15 protein-coding genes and 1 tRNA gene are annotated in these 16,516 nt (G+C 43.1%); 8 read left to right on the forward strand and 8 right to left on the reverse strand.

Going from position 1 to position 16,516, the window contains the following annotated elements:
- Positions 1-39 precede the first annotated feature (39 nt).
- Positions 40-672 carry a hypothetical protein gene (locus tag ACE38W_RS01175; RefSeq protein WP_375828389.1) on the reverse strand — a complete coding sequence of 211 codons (633 nt, stop codon included), beginning with the start codon at positions 670-672 and terminating at the stop codon, positions 40-42.
- A 96-nt stretch (positions 673-768) separates the two neighbouring features.
- On the opposite strand from ACE38W_RS01175, the gene mqo reads away from it, so the two are divergent.
- Together mqo and ACE38W_RS01185 are read left to right on the forward strand one after the other, a co-directional pair.
- On the forward strand, positions 769-2,280 hold the full coding sequence (gene mqo, locus ACE38W_RS01180) for a malate dehydrogenase (quinone) (protein WP_375828390.1): 1,512 nt from the start codon (positions 769-771) through the stop codon (positions 2,278-2,280).
- Entirely contained in the window at positions 2,281-3,138 is an 858-nt protein-coding gene (locus ACE38W_RS01185; protein ID WP_375828391.1) for a fumarylacetoacetate hydrolase family protein, read from the forward strand.
- A 94-nt stretch (positions 3,139-3,232) separates the two neighbouring features.
- Here the strand turns inward: ACE38W_RS01185 and ACE38W_RS01190 are convergent, their stop codons facing one another.
- A complete protein-coding gene (locus tag ACE38W_RS01190) occupies positions 3,233-3,925 on the reverse strand; it encodes an HAD family hydrolase (RefSeq protein ID WP_375828392.1) in 693 nt (230 codons plus the stop codon).
- A gap of 86 nt (positions 3,926-4,011) precedes the next feature.
- Here ACE38W_RS01190 and ACE38W_RS01195 point away from each other — a divergent pair, with 86 nt between their 5' ends.
- Positions 4,012-4,572: a Crp/Fnr family transcriptional regulator gene (locus ACE38W_RS01195; RefSeq protein WP_375828393.1), complete on the forward strand. Its 561-nt coding sequence runs from the start codon at positions 4,012-4,014 to the stop codon at positions 4,570-4,572.
- 52 nt (positions 4,573-4,624) lie between these two features.
- Complete coding sequence (ligD, locus tag ACE38W_RS01200; RefSeq protein ID WP_375828394.1) at positions 4,625-7,411, forward strand: non-homologous end-joining DNA ligase; 2,787 nt, start codon at positions 4,625-4,627, stop codon at positions 7,409-7,411.
- 2 nt (positions 7,412-7,413) lie between these two features.
- Here ligD and ACE38W_RS01205 read toward each other — a convergent pair whose 3' ends face one another.
- A complete protein-coding gene (locus ACE38W_RS01205; RefSeq protein ID WP_375828395.1) occupies positions 7,414-7,974 on the reverse strand; it encodes an AAA family ATPase in 561 nt (186 codons plus the stop codon).
- Positions 7,975-8,182: 208 nt separating this feature from the next.
- Positions 8,183-9,307, reverse strand: a complete 1,125-nt coding sequence (locus ACE38W_RS01210; protein WP_375828396.1) for a hypothetical protein — start codon at positions 9,305-9,307, stop codon at positions 8,183-8,185.
- 168 nt (positions 9,308-9,475) lie between these two features.
- Between ACE38W_RS01210 and ACE38W_RS01215 the strand changes: the two genes are divergently transcribed.
- Positions 9,476-10,702 carry a hypothetical protein gene (locus ACE38W_RS01215; RefSeq protein WP_375828397.1) on the forward strand — a complete coding sequence of 409 codons (1,227 nt, stop codon included), beginning with the start codon at positions 9,476-9,478 and terminating at the stop codon, positions 10,700-10,702.
- Here ACE38W_RS01215 and ACE38W_RS01220 read toward each other — a convergent pair.
- Positions 10,694-11,407: a phytanoyl-CoA dioxygenase family protein gene (locus ACE38W_RS01220; protein WP_375828398.1), complete on the reverse strand. Its 714-nt coding sequence runs from the start codon at positions 11,405-11,407 to the stop codon at positions 10,694-10,696. The genes ACE38W_RS01215 and ACE38W_RS01220 overlap by 9 nt on opposite strands.
- A gap of 38 nt (positions 11,408-11,445) precedes the next feature.
- On the opposite strand from ACE38W_RS01220, the gene ACE38W_RS01225 reads away from it, so the two are divergent.
- Complete coding sequence (locus ACE38W_RS01225; RefSeq protein ID WP_375828399.1) at positions 11,446-12,708, forward strand: Na+/H+ antiporter; 1,263 nt, start codon at positions 11,446-11,448, stop codon at positions 12,706-12,708.
- A 102-nt stretch (positions 12,709-12,810) separates the two neighbouring features.
- Positions 12,811-12,895 (forward strand) — tRNA-Ser (locus ACE38W_RS01230).
- Positions 12,896-13,066: 171 nt separating this feature from the next.
- Here ACE38W_RS01230 and ACE38W_RS01235 read toward each other — a convergent pair.
- Entirely contained in the window at positions 13,067-13,597 is a 531-nt protein-coding gene (locus ACE38W_RS01235) for an SRPBCC family protein (RefSeq protein ID WP_375828400.1), read from the reverse strand.
- Between the two features lie 37 nt (positions 13,598-13,634).
- Complete coding sequence (locus ACE38W_RS01240) at positions 13,635-14,066, reverse strand: VOC family protein (RefSeq protein ID WP_375828401.1); 432 nt, start codon at positions 14,064-14,066, stop codon at positions 13,635-13,637.
- A 126-nt stretch (positions 14,067-14,192) separates the two neighbouring features.
- On the opposite strand from ACE38W_RS01240, the gene ACE38W_RS01245 reads away from it, so the two are divergent.
- Entirely contained in the window at positions 14,193-15,176 is a 984-nt protein-coding gene (locus ACE38W_RS01245) for a GlxA family transcriptional regulator (protein WP_375828402.1), read from the forward strand.
- A 98-nt stretch (positions 15,177-15,274) separates the two neighbouring features.
- Here ACE38W_RS01245 and ACE38W_RS01250 read toward each other — a convergent pair whose 3' ends face one another.
- Complete coding sequence (locus ACE38W_RS01250; RefSeq protein WP_375828403.1) at positions 15,275-16,468, reverse strand: serine hydrolase domain-containing protein; 1,194 nt, start codon at positions 16,466-16,468, stop codon at positions 15,275-15,277.
- Positions 16,469-16,516 lie beyond the last annotated feature (48 nt).

Raw genomic sequence — 16,516 nt, forward strand, 5'->3', positions numbered from 1 at the left:
ATAATATTCCGTCGGAAAACAAAACGAAAATCTTCTCGGCTATTGCTGATATTTCATATCCTGATGTACCGGCAATCTGGCTGCTGCCGTGTCACCAGCAGCATATACCAGTACGCCACTACATTTATCTTCTTTATTAATTTCAAAGCTGATTCCATGCGGGATATCATCATACATGACAAGACTATCTTTAGCATTGGAATAAACACCCCCACGTTGCAAGGTGAAATGTTCTTTCAGCACTGATGCTGCGGAACCCGCGCCCAGTCGTTCGCTGGTCTTGAAAGCGGGGCTGGAAACGTATACTGATTTTACATGTGTGATTGCTTCGTCAGGGCCGCCCATATTGCGTTGAGAATAGATGCTTGTTTGGTAAATGCCGTCTGTATGGCGTTTGTACCAACTATTAAAATAAGTACCCATGGCGGCATCGGAAAAGTCAGGTTTTCCCAGTATTTTTATCAGAGAGTCTGCATTGGCATGAATAACGGTCATGCCTATCTGTTTGCCTGGAATGATAAGTACTTCAGGGCTTGGCGTACTGACAGCAGCGGTACTGCCGGCGCTGTCTTTGGCTACAGCAGTAGTATCAGAGTTGCCAGATTGCCCCGAATGTTGATTACAGGCGCCCATCATGGCAAAAAGTGGGATGAACAGCAAGAGATTGCGCATAAGCGATGGTTTAATTTATCATCAATTCCAGAAAATTATAAACATTTCCTTACTAAAGTTCATTTATATAGTCATAACGATCAAATTTGGTACATTATGCAGAAGGAATCAACTCACGTAGATGTTTTGATGATTGGAGCAGGTATTATGAGTGCTACACTAGCTACCTTATTGCGCCATCTGAGGCCCAACGCGTCTATTCATGTTTACGAGCGCCTCAACCGTGTGGCGGCCGAAAGTTCAGATGCATGGAACAATGCAGGTACCGGTCATAGCGCCCTTTGTGAACTCAACTACACACCAGAACTGGAAGATGGTACCATCGATACCAGCAAAGCTATTCATATCAATGAACAGTTCGAACTATCAAAACAGCTCTGGGCATACCTCACTGACAATGGACTCATCAAAGACCCTTCCACCTTTATTCGTAGTGTACCGCATATGAGCTTTGTGCATGGAGAGAAGGATGTGGAATACCTCCGCAAACGATTTGAAGCATTGCAGCATTATATGCTTTATCAGGGTATGGAATACTCGGAAGATCCCAAACAGCTGGAAACCTGGATCCCCCTGGTGATGGAAGGCCGCGATATGTGCGAGAAAGCCGCTGCCACCTACATAGAACTCGGCACGGACGTTAATTATGGCACCCTCACCAGAACACTGATAAAACAACTACAGGAACATCCCGATTTTAAATTACATCTCGACCATGAGGTGACAGACCTCAAACAACTGACAGATGGTAAATGGCAGCTGCGCATTAAAAATCAGCTGAGCAGAAATAAAATTAATGTAACAGCAGATTTCGTATTCGTGGGAGCCGGCGGTGGTGCGCTGGAATTGCTTCAGGAAGCAGGCATCCCTGAAGGAAGGAAATTCGGCGGCTTCCCTGTAGGTGGCGAATGGCTGGTTTGCCGCAACCCCGATATCGTAAACAGACATCATGCAAAAGTATATGGACAGGCATCTGTAGGCGCGCCACCCATGAGCGTTCCTCACCTGGATACCCGCATCATTGATGGACAAAAAGCGATTCTTTTTGGGCCTTTTGCCTCCTTTTCTACAAAATTTTTGAAAGAAGGCTCCTTCTGGGACCTCTTCGAATCCATCAAATACTGGAACATACTCCCCATGCTGAAAGTAGGCATGCAGAATTTTGAACTGGAAAAATACCTGGTCGAACAATTAAGCCTATCTTTCGACGATAGAATCGATGCACTGAAAGTATTTTTCCCTAAGGCAGACAAAAAAGATTGGGAACTACGACAAGCAGGACAAAGAGTACAGGTGATCTACAATGACCCGGACAAAGGTGGTGAACTGCGCTTTGGTACGGAGGTAGTGACTAGTAAAGATGGCACCATCGCGGCATTATTAGGCGCTTCGCCAGGAGCCAGCACTGCGGTAGCTATTATGCTTAATCTGCTGGAAACCTGTTTCCCGAATGAATTACGTGGCGAATGGCGGGAACAGCTCAGTGCAATGATCCCTTCTTATGGTAGTCCGCTGGAGGGTAATGCAGAACTTATTTATAAAATCAGGACCTGGACCAGCAAATCATTAAAATTGGAATGGAAACAACCTGAGCTTAAAAAGAAATAAATGAAATTATTACGGTATGGTAATCCCGGAGAAGAAAAGACCGGTATCTTGATCAACGAAGAGGCATACGACACATCAGCATTTGGAGAAGATTATACCAATGAGTTTCTGGGCAACGGCGGATTAACACGCCTGGCCGCTTTTCTTAAACAGGAAGAAGGAAAGCTGAAAAAGATTCCGGCCGATGCACGTATAGGTGTGCCGCTGGCAAATCCCGGGAAGATCGTTTGTGTAGGATTAAACTATAAAGACCATATCCGTGAAACAGGCTTCATACCTGAATCAGAGCCGATACTCTTTCTGAAAGCCATGAGTGCATTGAATGGCCCTTATGATGGGATCACCATTCCCAAAGATAGTCTGGAAACCGACTGGGAAACTGAACTAGGTATTGTAATCGGTAAGCAAGGCACCAACGTAGCACTGCAGGATGCCATGGACTATATCGCAGGCTACATTCTGCACAACGATGTGAGTGAGCGCGCCTATATGAAGAAACGTGGCGGCACATGGGATAAAGGCAAAGGATGTAACACCTTTGCACCGTTGGGCCCTTATTTTGTTACCAAAGATGAAATTCCCAATCCCGGCAATTTACGTTTATGGCTGAAGTTGAACGGAGAGCTGATGCAACACGCGAATACAGCAGACCTGATTTGTGATGTGCCACACCTGACTTCCTACAGCAGCGAATTTTTTGGATTATTTCCTGGGGATATTATCTCCACAGGTTCGCCAGCCGGCAGTGGAGTAGGGCGTTTCCCACAACGTTTTCTGAGGCCCGGAGATGTGATTGAATATGGCATTGATGGCCTTGGAACAGCCAGACAGGTATTATACGAATTCGGTAAAAGATAAAAATAGCCGGAAAGAGATTTCCCTTCCGGCAAAAAAAGTAAGCTATTAAGAGCCGGTCCCAGAACCGGCTCTTGGTGTTTTGTATAACACTATGCTAATCCAGGTGTCCCAGGATGTCACTGATAGTATTCAGTTTCAGGAAATTTGGATGTACCGGTTCTTCCTCATGTACTTCATGCATCCAGGTGGTGTGGAAAGGAATATGGGATGCATATCCTTCCAGCTCAAGAACGGGCAATACATCCGATTTTACTGAGTTGCCCAGCATCAGGAAATTGCCTGGTGCGCAGTTCAGGTGTTTCAGCAGTTTGGAATAATCATTCGTTTTTTTGTCGCTCATGATTTCAACATGCTGAAAATATTTTTCGAGACCAGAGGTCTTAATTTTTCGCTGCTGGTCCAGCAGGTCGCCTTTGGTGGCCACTACAAGCTGGTATTTGCCACTTAGCTGTTCCAGAACCTTTGGAACGCCATCCAGGAGTTCTACTGGCTTCTGTAATTGTTCCTGACCCATACGGATGATTTCCGGGATCAGGTCTGCCGCATGGTTACCTTTGGTAATCTGGTGTAATGTCTCGATCATGCTCAGCATAAATCCCTTTATGCCATAGCCATATAATTTGAGGTTCTTAATTTCTGTTTCGAACAGGATTTTAGTGACCTGGTCGGCCGGGAGGTAGGCAGATAGTAACTCACAGAATTTTTCCTCCGATTCTCTAAAATATGGCTCATTCACCCAGAGCGTATCATCCGCATCAAAGGCGATGGTTTTTATTTTATCTCTCATATTATCTTTGCTGTTGAAGCTATATAGCAAAATTCCGACATGCTACTGAAATTTAAAAGGACATTTGTCCCGAAGGGAAATTTTTTATGTTAAGAACGAATGAGTTTTTTTTGCCGTTTATAGATAAATTATATGAACAGCAGACAAGAGGTGATGATATCACCCTGAAAACGTATATGCCAGGGGAGCTAGTGTTGCAGCAGGATAAAAAAGCGCGACATGTCCATTTGCTGAAAACCGGTATCAGCAAATGTTTTATTAGCGCTGAAAATGGGAAAGAATACATTTTTGAATTCATGGGACAAGGGCAGATTATAGGGGAACTTGAGGCCATTCGTAATATGAATTGTTTATGTAACATAGAAGCAATTACACCCGTGAGTGCATATGCTGTTTCCATTTCCTTGTTTAAATCGCTATTGCAAGAGGAGCCTGAATTTAATAGAATGATTATCAATGAGATGGCAGAAAGGGTCTATAATACATGCCAACGGATTTCCTGGCAGCAATCTTACACATTGGAACATGTGCTCAAAAAACTGTTGCAATTGCAGGAAGCGCAGCAACTCAGGCTCTCTAAGGAAAATATGGCTGGCTACCTGGGCGTGACTATACGTAGTCTGAACCGTGCCTTGAAAAATCTATAACAGTAAAAACTTTTTTGGTCCGATTTGTATTAAGTAGGTAGAAGCTTGACGTATGAGTTTAGCCAGATACCGCGAGAAGAGGACGTTTAAGGCTACACCGGAACCTACCGGTGGCCGCAGTGAGAGCGCAGTATTGCACTTCGTGGTGCAGCAACATGCCGCCTCACATCTGCATTATGATTTCCGCCTCGAAATGAGAGGCGTACTGAAGAGCTGGGCGGTACCCAAAGGCCCCAGCATGGACCCGCAAATTAAGCACCTCGCCATGATGGTGGAAGACCATCCCTACGATTACAAAGACTTTGAAGGCATCATCCCTCCTGGCAACTACGGTGCCGGTACCGTTATCGTATGGGATCAGGGCTGGTACGAACCCGACGTTCCCACAAAAAATAAAAAGGCCGCAGAGAAAGCATTATTACATGAACTACATAGTGGTAAACTGAAATTTTTTCTACATGGAGAAAAACTCAAAGGAGAATTTGTACTCGTGAAAGCCCCTGCCAGAGGCGATAACGCCTGGCTGCTGATGAAAATGAAGGATGAGTTTGCAACTACTACCGATGTGCTGAAAAAAAATAAATCTGTTACCAGCGGGAAAACATTGTTGCAGGTAAAAAAATCCCCGGAACGTGTATGGGAGTCTTCACCTAAAAAAACAACAGCAAAAAAGCATGCACCTAAAGTTGCTGCCAGGAAAAAAGAACCATCAGTGCCCATCCTGGGAAAAAAGGCAGCTATGCCGGAAGGTGTAAAACCCATGCTGGCAACGCTTGCCAATAAATCGTTTGATAACGCCGACTGGCTATACGAAATTAAATGGGATGGCTACCGCGCCATTGGTTATCTGGATAAAAATAAAGCCCATATTGTATCGCGTAATCAACTCAGCTTCGATAAAAAGTTTCCTGTAATTACAGCAGCGTTGAAAGAATGGAATATAAAGGCAGTGGTAGATGGCGAAATAGTAGCACCAAACGAACATGGCGACCCCGACTTTCAACGTTTGCAGAACTACCTGAAATTTGGTAGCAGCACGCAAATTGTATACTATGTTTTTGACTTGTTATGGTATGAAGGCCGCGACCTGCGACAAGAACCGCTGATCGCGAGGAAAGAGCTTCTCCGTCAGTTATTGCCCTCCAATGATGACACCATCAGGTTTAGTGACCATATCATTGAAAATGGTACCGCCTTTTATGAGGCGGCCGTGAAGCGTGGATTGGAAGGTGTTATGGCAAAAAAGACAGACGGGGCTTACATTTCCGGCAGGCGAACAGATAGCTGGCTAAAAATAAAGAATAACCAGTTTATGGAGGCCGTTATATGTGGCTATACGAAAGGACGTAATAGTAGAAAATATTTCGGCGCCATCGTACTCGGTAAATATAAAGGCAGTAAACTTCAGTATATTGGTCATACCGGCGGCGGCTTCTCCGATGTGCAACTGCGTGAACTCTATGCAAAGTTTCAGCCACTAGTAACAGATCATTCTCCTTTTAAACCTGTGCCTGTTACCAATATGCCGGTAACATGGATGAAACCCGAATTGGTATGCGCTGTTAAATATGCAGAGATCACTCAAGAAGGAATTTTACGACAACCCATCTTCCAGGGATTGAGAGAAGATAAAAAAGCAACAACAGAAAAAAATGAGAAAGTAGTAACAGCGCCTGCAAATAAATTAACTACTTCTAAAAAATCTTCGAATATGGCAACAACAACTGCGAAAACGAAGACCAGCACCGCAAAGAAAGCACCCACTAAAAAAGCCGCTGCTAAAAAAGCAGCGCCAGAAAAAAAAATCTCCAATACTAAAAAAACGACTGCTACATCTCCCGAAAAAATAAAACCAACTACAACAAATAAAAAGGCTGCAAGTACATCTAAAAAAAACAGTAACAACAACGCTTTCCTGCCTGCAGGAGAAACAGCCGTAGAAATGAAGGTAGATGGACGTTTGCTGAAATTTACCAACTTAGATAAAATGTATTGGCCGGTAGAAAAAATCACTAAAGGAGATATGATCAACTATTACGCGGCCGTTGCGGATTATATTTTACCTTACCTCAAAGACCGGCCACAGTCGCTCAACCGCTTCCCGGAAGGTATCAATGGCTTTCACTTCTACCAGAAAAATGTAGAAGATAAGGTGGCTGATTGGATAGAGACGTTTCCTTATTTAAGTGAATCAGATGGAGAAACGAAATATTTCCTGGTTTGTAAAGACAAAGCTACATTGTTGTACATGGCTAACCTGGGCTGTATTGAGCTGAATCCCTGGCATAGCCGCGTCAGTAAGCCGGATAATCCTGACTACTGCCTGATAGATTTAGATCCTGATAAGAATCCATTTGGTCAGGTGGTGGAAACAGCGCTGGCAGTAAAGGAAGTGCTGGACGAAATAGGTGCTGAATCTTACGTGAAAACCTCCGGCTCTTCTGGCATGCATATTTTGATCCCGTTGGGTGCCAGGTATAGCTATGATCAGTCGAGGATGTTGGCGCAGCTGGTGGTGGGCGTGGTCAATAAGCGATTGCCAGATACTACAAGTACTGTTCGTACTCCTGCTAAACGTAAAGGTCTGATATACCTGGATTTCCTGCAAAACCGCCAGATACAAACGATGGCGGTGGCTTATTCTTTAAGGCCCAAGCCTGGTGCTACTATTTCAGCACCGCTTAACTGGAAGGAGGTAAAGGCAGGACTAAACATGAAGGACTTTAATATCAATACGATGGCAGCCAGGCTCGCGGCAAAAGGCGATCTGTTAAAAGGGGTGCTGGGAAAAGGAATTAACCTGAACCAGGTGTTGGACAAACTACAGCATTTGCTGTAGGGTTAATAGTTGCTGTCCTTTTCGTAGAGGTAGTTGAGAATAAAGGTGGAACGGGCTGCTACCACGTCTTTGGGCACTTCAATGAGGTTATAACCTAGACTACTATACGTTTTTTTCATCTGCTCATAGGTATCAACAGCTACCTGAAAATCCTGCTTACGCTCCGCATCTTTTTCATAAATCTCTGCCCATGGTGGAAGCATAAATACATCAGCATTGTATTTATAACTTTCGGCCGCTTCCTGGTAAACCTCTATGGATGGGCCTTTGATCAAGGATACATAACCTAATACATCAGGAACGCCTCTGTCGAAGAAGCAGGTGTTCGTAGTGGTAATGTAGCGCTTATAGTCTCTGGTAGCCTGTTTGAGCATCAGCTGTGAATAGGCTGCCGTATCTCCCCAGGGTAGCGCATTGCCATTGTGCTGGATCTGTTCACGGATTACTTTTCGGCCGGCTTCCTGTACCACATCGTAGCCGCGCTGGCGTAGATCCAGTAGCAACGTGCTTTTCCCTGAGCCGGGGCCTCCGGTAAGGATGTAAAAATTTTCTTTATTATACATACCACAATTTAATTTTTTTCTGGCAAAGAACGCCCGCTGTCTTTTGTTTTCACGCAAAGCAGCATAAGGAGCGAAGCAGCAAAGAGCTATGTTTTGTTTTTATAAAAAGGTAATTTAAATACTACTTTATCAACATGACATAAACCTTTGCTGCTTCGCTCCTTATGCTGCTTTGCGAGCATGCCGAAGGCGTACTTTGCCAAAAAAACTATCTGATCAGATGTATGCCTTCCGTATCATCTAATCTGGCGATAAGTGCCCAGCCATAAAAGTTATTTGCAAGTCCGATCAAAACCTCGTTGATGCCGGCTTTCAGTGGGATGATGGTGCCACCATTATCCAGACTGATACGACCTCTCGGTACTTTCATGATAGGCGTGAAATATGTATTTTTATCAAGATAAACCAATTGTTTATTTACATATAGCCAGATATCATCGCTGAAGCCGAGGCGTAAGTTTTTGATGCAGTCTTTTTCAGCAGTGATGGTAGTTTTCAGCCAGGTGATCTTCCTGGTGAAGTTGCCGCCATATTTACGCGTTAAGTTGATCATGCCTTTTCTTTCTGCAGTGATTTTTTCCCAAACGGCATTGGTGTCTGGTATCCAGGCTTTATCGAAGTCCACGGTGCCGGTGTATTTGTAGTCTTTCAATACCTCCCAGTTGCGTATATAACGGGGATCATTACACGTAATATCTGCTTCCGGTTCATCCGCCAGGTTTTCCGGATTGCCAGTAGTAATGGTCAGGTTGTTGATCAGTGCTTGTCCTTCGAAAGCGATGCTGCCATGAGTGGTAGTGCCTTCCAGTTGTGGAATGATAAGGGTGGGCTTTGCCATATCGTTCACGAATACACGCAATTGCTTTTTGGACACCACTAGTTTAATATGATTCCAGCTGTGGGTAAAGTTGGCCGCGCCCTGGTATTCGGGCATCAGGTCCCAGAGATTAATGCCGTCGATGATGGGCGCGTACTGTACGGCTGTGGAGGCATCCGGGTCGCCGGCGTTTTCTGTGCGTAGGTAAAAGTACTCGGATTCTTTTTGAGACATCTTCCGGAAGCTGCAGCCGGTAAAAAAGGAATCTATTGGCTTAATATCATAGCTGATAATGCCTGTAGAGAAGTCCAGGTTTTTTACCGTAGCAATACCTTTGCTTTTGAGTAGCTTTAATACAGTTTGACCATTGTCTGTGGTGAAGTCGGCATCGCCTGCCTCGAATTGCCAGCTGGCTGCTGTCATAGGCACTTTGGTTTCCTTTTTCTGTTGGGCATGTACGAAGGTGGCACTCAGTAATAAACCACTCAGTAGGATGCCGCTGAATTTTCTTTTCATATGATGTCAGCTTTTAAAATGTTAACTGCACCAAATCTGAATATTACTTACCTTAATGGCATGTCATACACGAAACAAGTTGGTTCAATCCTGTTCAAGTTTGTATTTATTTAAAGATCAATGAGTAATATAGATAATTTATATTATATAAATAGATGTAAAGACTTAGTGACAAGTCGTTTGGGCAGGGGAGAAAACCTGTCTTGGACGAACTATGACTATGAAAAACTGAGTGTTTCCATAGAGGAGGTGACAGGAGTGCTGCTGAGTGTGACCACTTTAAAGCGTGTATTCGGCAGGGTGAAATATAACAGTGCGCCGGCAGTAACGACATTGAATACCTTAGCGCAGTATGTTGGCTACGCCGACTGGCAGACATTCCGTCAATCCGTTATTGTGCCGGAAGTGGCTGTAACCACTGAGGTAAAGGAGGAGCAACCCACTCGCAAGAAAAGCAACTGGTATATCTGGGCAGGAGTAGCCTTGTTGGCTTTGATAATATTGGTGGCATGGGTGAAAAGGCCTGGTGCAGGCAAGGCGTCCTCGGTGGATACGTCCTCGTATGCATTTAGCAGCAGCAAAGTGCTGACCGCCGGCGTGCCTAATTCGGTAGTGTTTAACTACAACGCCACAGCTGCCGGCGATGATTCAGTTTTTATTGCGCAGTCCTGGGATATCAGTAGGCGGCGGCAGGTAGACAAGCAGAAAAGTGCGTATTCTACTATTTACTATTACCCTGGTTTTTTCAGAGCGAGGTTATTGGTGGGCGATAAAGAAGTAAAGCATCATGATCTTATCATCAATTCTGATGGGTGGCTGGCATTACAGGCCCAGCAGGAAGTGCCGGTATATTTTAAGAAGTCGGAATACCAGCGTGATAGTCTGATTACGGTTTCCAGCGCTTTGTTGGAGACCTATAAAATCCCATTACAACCAACGTTACCGGATATACGTATCTATAATGTACAGCAACTGCCAGGAGTGATGAATGATGCGTTTAGTTTTGAGACAACGGTCAAAAGTGATTTCAGTGAGGGCAGTGCTGCTTGTCAACGTATAAGCGTGTTATTGTTATGTGAAAATGATGTAATTGTGGTGCCGCTTAGTGCGAAGGGCTGTATTGGAGATCTGGCGCTGGTAGGTGGTGGCACGGAGGTGAACAGCAGTAGTGCCGACCTTTCAGGATTTGGTTGCGATCTTCATCAATGGACAAATTTAGCAGTTATAGCTAGTGGTAAAAAGATAAGATTTAATGTGAATGGTAAATTGGCAGGAGAGTTGGATATTCAATCTCCGCCATCAGCTATTGTGGGCGTGCAGTATAGATTTGACGGCCCTGCGTCTCTATGCAGGTCGGTGTTTAGGGCTGGCGAAAAGACCTATAAGTTACTGTAGGCTTAGTTTTTCCGCCCATTGAATGCTGTTGGGCAGTTGGATACTTGCACATTCAATATGAATTACCCTGCGTTGCTGTTCGTTGGTGGTACGGCCAGAGCTATGCAGCAGTAATGGTTTCATGAGCATGACGCCTCCGGCTGGAACTTCGCAGCTGGTTTCTTCAGTTGAGGCCCAGTCTATCAGCTCCGGGCGTTGGATTTCTTTTTTATGAGATCCTGGGATGACGCGTAAAGCGCCGTTGTTGGCGGTGGTATCGTCGAGGTGTATACGAAAAGTAACGATGTTTTCCAGGTATTTTATTGGGGGCTGTACCGCGAACTGGTTTGGTTTTACCGTCCAGGGGCCGAAGCCGGGAAGTTCTTGTTTGTCATTGACAGAGATGGTAAGATCTTGGTGATAGCTTACGTACCAGTTGGAGCCGGCGGGTTTATCGAAATAGATACTTTTTACAATAAAGTAATCAGGATGGATTATTTCGGCTATTAACCGTTTCATATTTTCGTTGAGCAAAAGGGGTAATACTTCCGGTACTTCGTGAAGGAAACGGCGTATGGCGAAGAGGTCTGCAGAGCGGCGGAAAGCAGAACTGGTACTGTCTGCGGCCTTAATGGTACTAATAATACGGTTGATGGTTTCATTGTCATAGATACCGGGAATGATAGCGAAACCATTATCTTCGAATGCCTGGCATATGTTGGTCATCTCACGAAAGTATAAATTTAAAATATAAGAAAGTCAGCATGGATAATTACAGTATTGTTTTGTTTCTTTTAGGGGTAATGATCATATTTTCTGCGATAGCGGAGAAAATACGTATACCCGTTCCTGTTGTACTGATTGTTGTGGGGATAGCGGTGGGCTTTATTCCCAGCTTGCCTGAGATAGCGTTGAACCCTGAGGTGGTGTTCTTATTATTTTTACCTCCATTGTTATATGATGCGGCGTTTAACATCCGGTTTGATGAGTTCAAGACGAATATGAATACGATCGGCACTTTGGCGATATCTCTTGTATTTCTTACTGCTACTGGCATTGCGGTGATGGCGCATTATATTATTCCAGGTATGACTTGGCCACTGGCGTTTGTATTAGGCGCGATATTATCTGCTACAGATGCTGTGGCGGCTACTTCAGTAACCAAAGGGCTGGGCCTTTCGCATAAGACGCTTACGATATTGGAAGGGGAGAGTTTAGTGAATGATGCTTCAGCGTTGGTGGCGTATCGCTTTGCTGTGGCGGCTGTAACGGGTACTGCGTTTGTATTTTGGAAAGCCTCGCTGGAATTTTTGGTAGTGCTGGCGGGCGGTTTTGGAGTAGGCGTGGTGATGGGGTGGATACTTGCTTTCCTCCTGACGCGCTTCAAGCAAAACTATATGGTATCAATCAGCCTGATGCTGTTGATGCCTTTCATTGCATATCTGCTGGCTGAAGAATTCCATGTTTCGGGCGTAATAGCTGTGGTGGTATTGGGTTTGATGATTGCAAGATTTAGTAAGAAGATTTTTCCTGAGCATGTAAAGCAGCAATCTAAATCTATCTGGGATATCATCATTTTCCTGTTAAATGGGCTGATGTTTATTTTTATAGGCTTAGAATTTCCGTATGTCTTGAAGGGAATTGATGCTGCGCATGTTTGGGTATATGTCTTATATGCGCTGCTGGCGGTGATTGTGGCGATTGTGATCAGGATGTTGAGGGTGTTTTTGCAAAAGGTGAATTTGCAGCGGGCTTTTCAAAAGAATGATAAGCGGGTAACTGAAGCGGCTTTATTGGATTTTAAAACGAGTCTGATCATTACCTGGGCGGGCATGCGTGGGATTGTTTCCTTGGCAGTGGCATTGGGTTTGCCTCGTACATTAAATGACGGTACGCCATTTCCTGAGCGGGACATCATTATATTTATCTCTGTGGTGGCTGTGCTGATAACCTTGCTAGGACAAGGTTTAACGTTGCCATGGCTGGTAAGAACCTTGCATAAGAAGGGTGCACATAAGTCGGGATGATGTATTTCCGCGCGCACGCATGATTATACGTCAAAAAAATATTTAAAAAAAATGGTGGAAAATTTTTTATAATCAATAGGTTTTATACTTTTGTAGTCCACTGGAGAGTTGGCAGAGCGGTCGATTGCGGCAGTCTTGAAAACTGTTGACTGTAACAGGTCCCGGGGTTCGAATCCCTGACTCTCCGCAAGCAAAAGGAGATCATCATACGATGATCTCCTTTTTTGTTTTAGGTCAGTCCCAAATGATTAACGGGAAGAGGATCTATTTCAAAAAGGTCAGACTATATCTTCATAAGAGATATAATCTGACCTTTTTCTATTGAAGCTAACTGGCGCTGATTCTAGTGGCAGGTACCTTACAATTCCAGCTGGTGCTTCATATTATTCAGGCTTTCTGCAATATCGGTACCGATGATTTTATCCATATCCATAAACAGCAGCATGAAATTCACAGGCCAGTTCATTCCACTGTTATATACCCATGTCAGTTTGCTTGAATTGGGAGACAGCGCTGTTACGGCCATATATCCATTGGCGGTAAAAGCCTTGAAGCGAATCTCAAAATCAATCCTGTCACGTGCTACTTTTTTAATTTCAAATTCACCTTTACCTGTTTTACTATTACTGCTTTCAAACAGGAGTATACTACCTGGCATTCCATCTGGTGCTCCTTTATAGCTAATTTTTGTGTTGGGGTCAAGCATCAGCCATTTATTGTATTGTGGCTGGTTCTTTAAGTACCTGACATAGTCGGATACATTATCAGCAGATCTGTTGATGATGATTTCACGGGTTAAGGTATACTTGTTTTTCGAAAACATGGCAATAACCAGGGATACAGAAACAATGGCAATTATGACAACTATTATTTTTATGATCATTTTCATTAGTGTTTAGATTTTTTATTTTAATTGTTTTGAAACCTTACCTGGCGGGCTGATTATCGAAATTGATCATCCATTGAATGCCAAATTTATCACGGCACATTCCAAAGTAGGCTCCCCAGAATGTTTTGTTTAACGGCATCTCTATTGTCCCTTCAGTAGAAAGTGCCTCAAACAGCCGATCGGCTTCCTGTTCATTTTCTGTATGCATACAGATGTGAAAATTGTTTCCTGCATTAAAAGGAATTTCCATTGAATCCAGTACATCAGACGCCATTATACTGATATTGTCTGCAATCTGTAATGTAATGTGGATGAGTTTTTCCCGGTCTTCCGGCGACATTTTTTTTCCGCTGTCCAGGGCTTTGTAATGCTGGATATTTTTGAATTCACCCCCAAAAACTGATTTGTAAAAATCAAATGCCTCCTGGGCATTGCCTGTAAAATGCAAATAGGTATTTGTGCCTATCATAATGAATGAAAAATTAAATGGTATAATTGTTTAGCAAAGGTAAATGCGTTCCACCAAGGTAGTGACGGGTAAATACGACATAGTATAGAAGGTCAATGCGACAATTGTAGTTTCTATATTTGCCGCATGATCCAGATATCTATACTCACGCTAAAACGTGCGGTTTTAGCAGCAATTACTGATGCGCATGACGTGTTTACCTACACTAACAGTTTGCTAAAACAGATGGGGAGACCGGAACTCTTTCGAATTTCCCTGATTGGACTGGGAGAGGATGTGCAATTGAGCGATGGCTTGTTTACTATCAAGCCGGATGGGAAAATTTATGATGAGCAACGACATGATCTGATCATAATACCACCGATGTCAGGTGATATGATTGGCGCTACGTATTTAAACAAGGTTTATGCAGGATGGATAGCCAAACAATATAAAAATGGCGCGGAAGTCGCGAGTTTTTGTGTAGGTGCATTTTTACTGGCCTTTAGCGGGTTACTTAAAAATAAACAATGTAGCACACACTGGGATTATGCGAACGAGTTTAGAAGCTATTACCCGGCAGTTCACCTGGTGGAAGATAAAATTTTTACGGCCGACAAAGGACTATACTCAAGCGGAGGTAACAATGCTTACTGGAGTTTACTTTTATACCTTATTGAAAAGTTTACGGACAGGCAGATAGCAATACAAGTTGCTAAGCAATTCGTAGTGGACATCAACAAGGTAAATCAGACGCCCTTTGTAGTGTTTAAAGGATATAAAAAACACGATGATGAACTGATCAAAGAAATCCAGACTTTTATTGAACAAAATTTTACAGACAAGCTAACTGTTAGTGATCTCGCCGAAAAATATCACATAGTAAGAAGAACGTTTGAGCGTAGGTTTCTGAAGGCAACACATCTTACCGTTGCGGAATATATACAGCGTATCAAAATAGAAGCTGCCAAAAAACTTTTGGAAACAGGACGCAGATCTGTTACGGAGGTTATGGTGGCAGTAGGATATATGGATACACAAAGTTTCCGTGATGCATTTAAGAAGGTCACCGATCTTACACCTGTTGCCTATAGGGATAAGTATAATATCCCCCCAACTGGGCTTCCTTAAAGGTTTTCAACCCCTAACTTTTCGCAAAAAAAGAGATCATCATATGAGGATCTCTTTTTTTGTTTTACTGTTTTATCACAAATGATTTTGATACAATTTTACTTCTGATCGAATGGTGTATAATTTTCCCAATACCAAGGTGTATATACGTTAGCAATTGCCGTTTCCATCAAGGATTTATAAATACTTTCCCCATTATCGCTGTTAGTCATAATAATGATGCCAATACCTTTTTCCGGAAATCCGATAGCATAATGTCCCCAACCTTCACTATGGCCTTCTTTAAAGAAAGCATTTCCATAGGGTGTTTTAAGTAAGCCTACTCCTAATCCATAGAATATCTTGGTATTGGCAATTGTTTTGTCATCTACTGAAGCATTAGGCCCAAATTGTTGCTTGGAAAGAATAGGCACCTGTGGGGAAAACATTTCATGGCTACTCTTTTGGGAGAGCCCTTTTTTCTGTAATAAGGCGGTGAAGAAAGTTGAAAAATCGTTTATAGTAGTATACATCGATCCGGCGGAGTGAGGGAGTGTTCTTTTGTCGAATTCATAAGGTTTCTGTAATGAATCATGCCCGATACAATAGTCTTTATCAAAAACATCCTGCCATATATAGCTGCTATTTTTCATTGCTAAAGGATGGAAGGCTTCTTCCTGTGCAATAACCTCGAAATCTTTGCCTGTAATTTGCTCCAGTACAAACTGCAACAGATACATTCCTTCACCTGAATAGCTATACCGGGTTCCAGGATCATATTTAATCCTCAGTTTCCCATCGGTTTCTAGCCCCCTGTAATTTGGTAGCCCTGTTGTATGGTTCAGGCACATTCTTGCTGTAATCTTTTCGTATCTTTTGTCCTCTTTAATGTCCTGGTAGCCGCGGGTTTTCTTCTTGAAAACATATTCATACAATGGCTTCTTCAGATACTGGACTAATGGGGTATCAAGGTTAATAACACCTTTGTCTACCATTTTTAAAACAATATAGGCAAACACTGCTTTGCTCAAAGAACAGCTCCAGTAAATGGTGCCAGTGTCCATCTTTTTTTGTGCTGACAGGTCGGCATAGCCATAACTTTTAATATAGACAGGTTTATCTTTATTGAATACTGCAATAGATAACCCTGTTACTTTGGCGGTATCCATAAGTTCTTTTATGGTATGGTCTAATTGCTCAATACGGATCGAAGAGCCATCCAGCCGCTTTATCTTTTGTGCAGAAAGTTTTGAGGAAAACGATAGTAAAAATAAAGAAATACAAGAAAGGAATAAGATTTTAATAGATTTCATAGCGTATTACTTAAGATGAGAGATTAACGTAAATTATTTGGAGTTTTA

Origin of the sequence: Chitinophaga sp. Hz27 (assembly GCF_042263525.1) — a bacterium.
In the GTDB taxonomy this organism is placed as follows: domain Bacteria; phylum Bacteroidota; class Bacteroidia; order Chitinophagales; family Chitinophagaceae; genus Chitinophaga.

Coding starts and splice junctions, on each gene's coding strand:
- ACE38W_RS01190 (WP_375828392.1), bottom strand. CDS start 3,925: ATGAGAGATAAAATAAAAACCATCGCCTTTGATGCGGATGATACGCTC.
- mqo (WP_375828390.1), top strand. CDS start 769: ATGCAGAAGGAATCAACTCACGTAGATGTTTTGATGATTGGAGCAGGT.
- ACE38W_RS01225 (WP_375828399.1), top strand. CDS start 11,446: ATGGATAATTACAGTATTGTTTTGTTTCTTTTAGGGGTAATGATCATA.
- ACE38W_RS01185 (WP_375828391.1), top strand. CDS start 2,281: ATGAAATTATTACGGTATGGTAATCCCGGAGAAGAAAAGACCGGTATC.
- ACE38W_RS01240 (WP_375828401.1), bottom strand. CDS start 14,066: ATGATAGGCACAAATACCTATTTGCATTTTACAGGCAATGCCCAGGAG.
- ACE38W_RS01205 (WP_375828395.1), bottom strand. CDS start 7,974: ATGTATAATAAAGAAAATTTTTACATCCTTACCGGAGGCCCCGGCTCA.
- ACE38W_RS01250 (WP_375828403.1), bottom strand. CDS start 16,468: ATGAAATCTATTAAAATCTTATTCCTTTCTTGTATTTCTTTATTTTTA.
- ACE38W_RS01245 (WP_375828402.1), top strand. CDS start 14,193: ATGATCCAGATATCTATACTCACGCTAAAACGTGCGGTTTTAGCAGCA.
- ligD (WP_375828394.1), top strand. CDS start 4,625: ATGAGTTTAGCCAGATACCGCGAGAAGAGGACGTTTAAGGCTACACCG.
- ACE38W_RS01210 (WP_375828396.1), bottom strand. CDS start 9,307: ATGAAAAGAAAATTCAGCGGCATCCTACTGAGTGGTTTATTACTGAGT.
- ACE38W_RS01235 (WP_375828400.1), bottom strand. CDS start 13,597: ATGAAAATGATCATAAAAATAATAGTTGTCATAATTGCCATTGTTTCT.
- ACE38W_RS01175 (WP_375828389.1), bottom strand. CDS start 672: ATGCGCAATCTCTTGCTGTTCATCCCACTTTTTGCCATGATGGGCGCC.
- ACE38W_RS01195 (WP_375828393.1), top strand. CDS start 4,012: ATGTTAAGAACGAATGAGTTTTTTTTGCCGTTTATAGATAAATTATAT.
- ACE38W_RS01220 (WP_375828398.1), bottom strand. CDS start 11,407: ATGACCAACATATGCCAGGCATTCGAAGATAATGGTTTCGCTATCATT.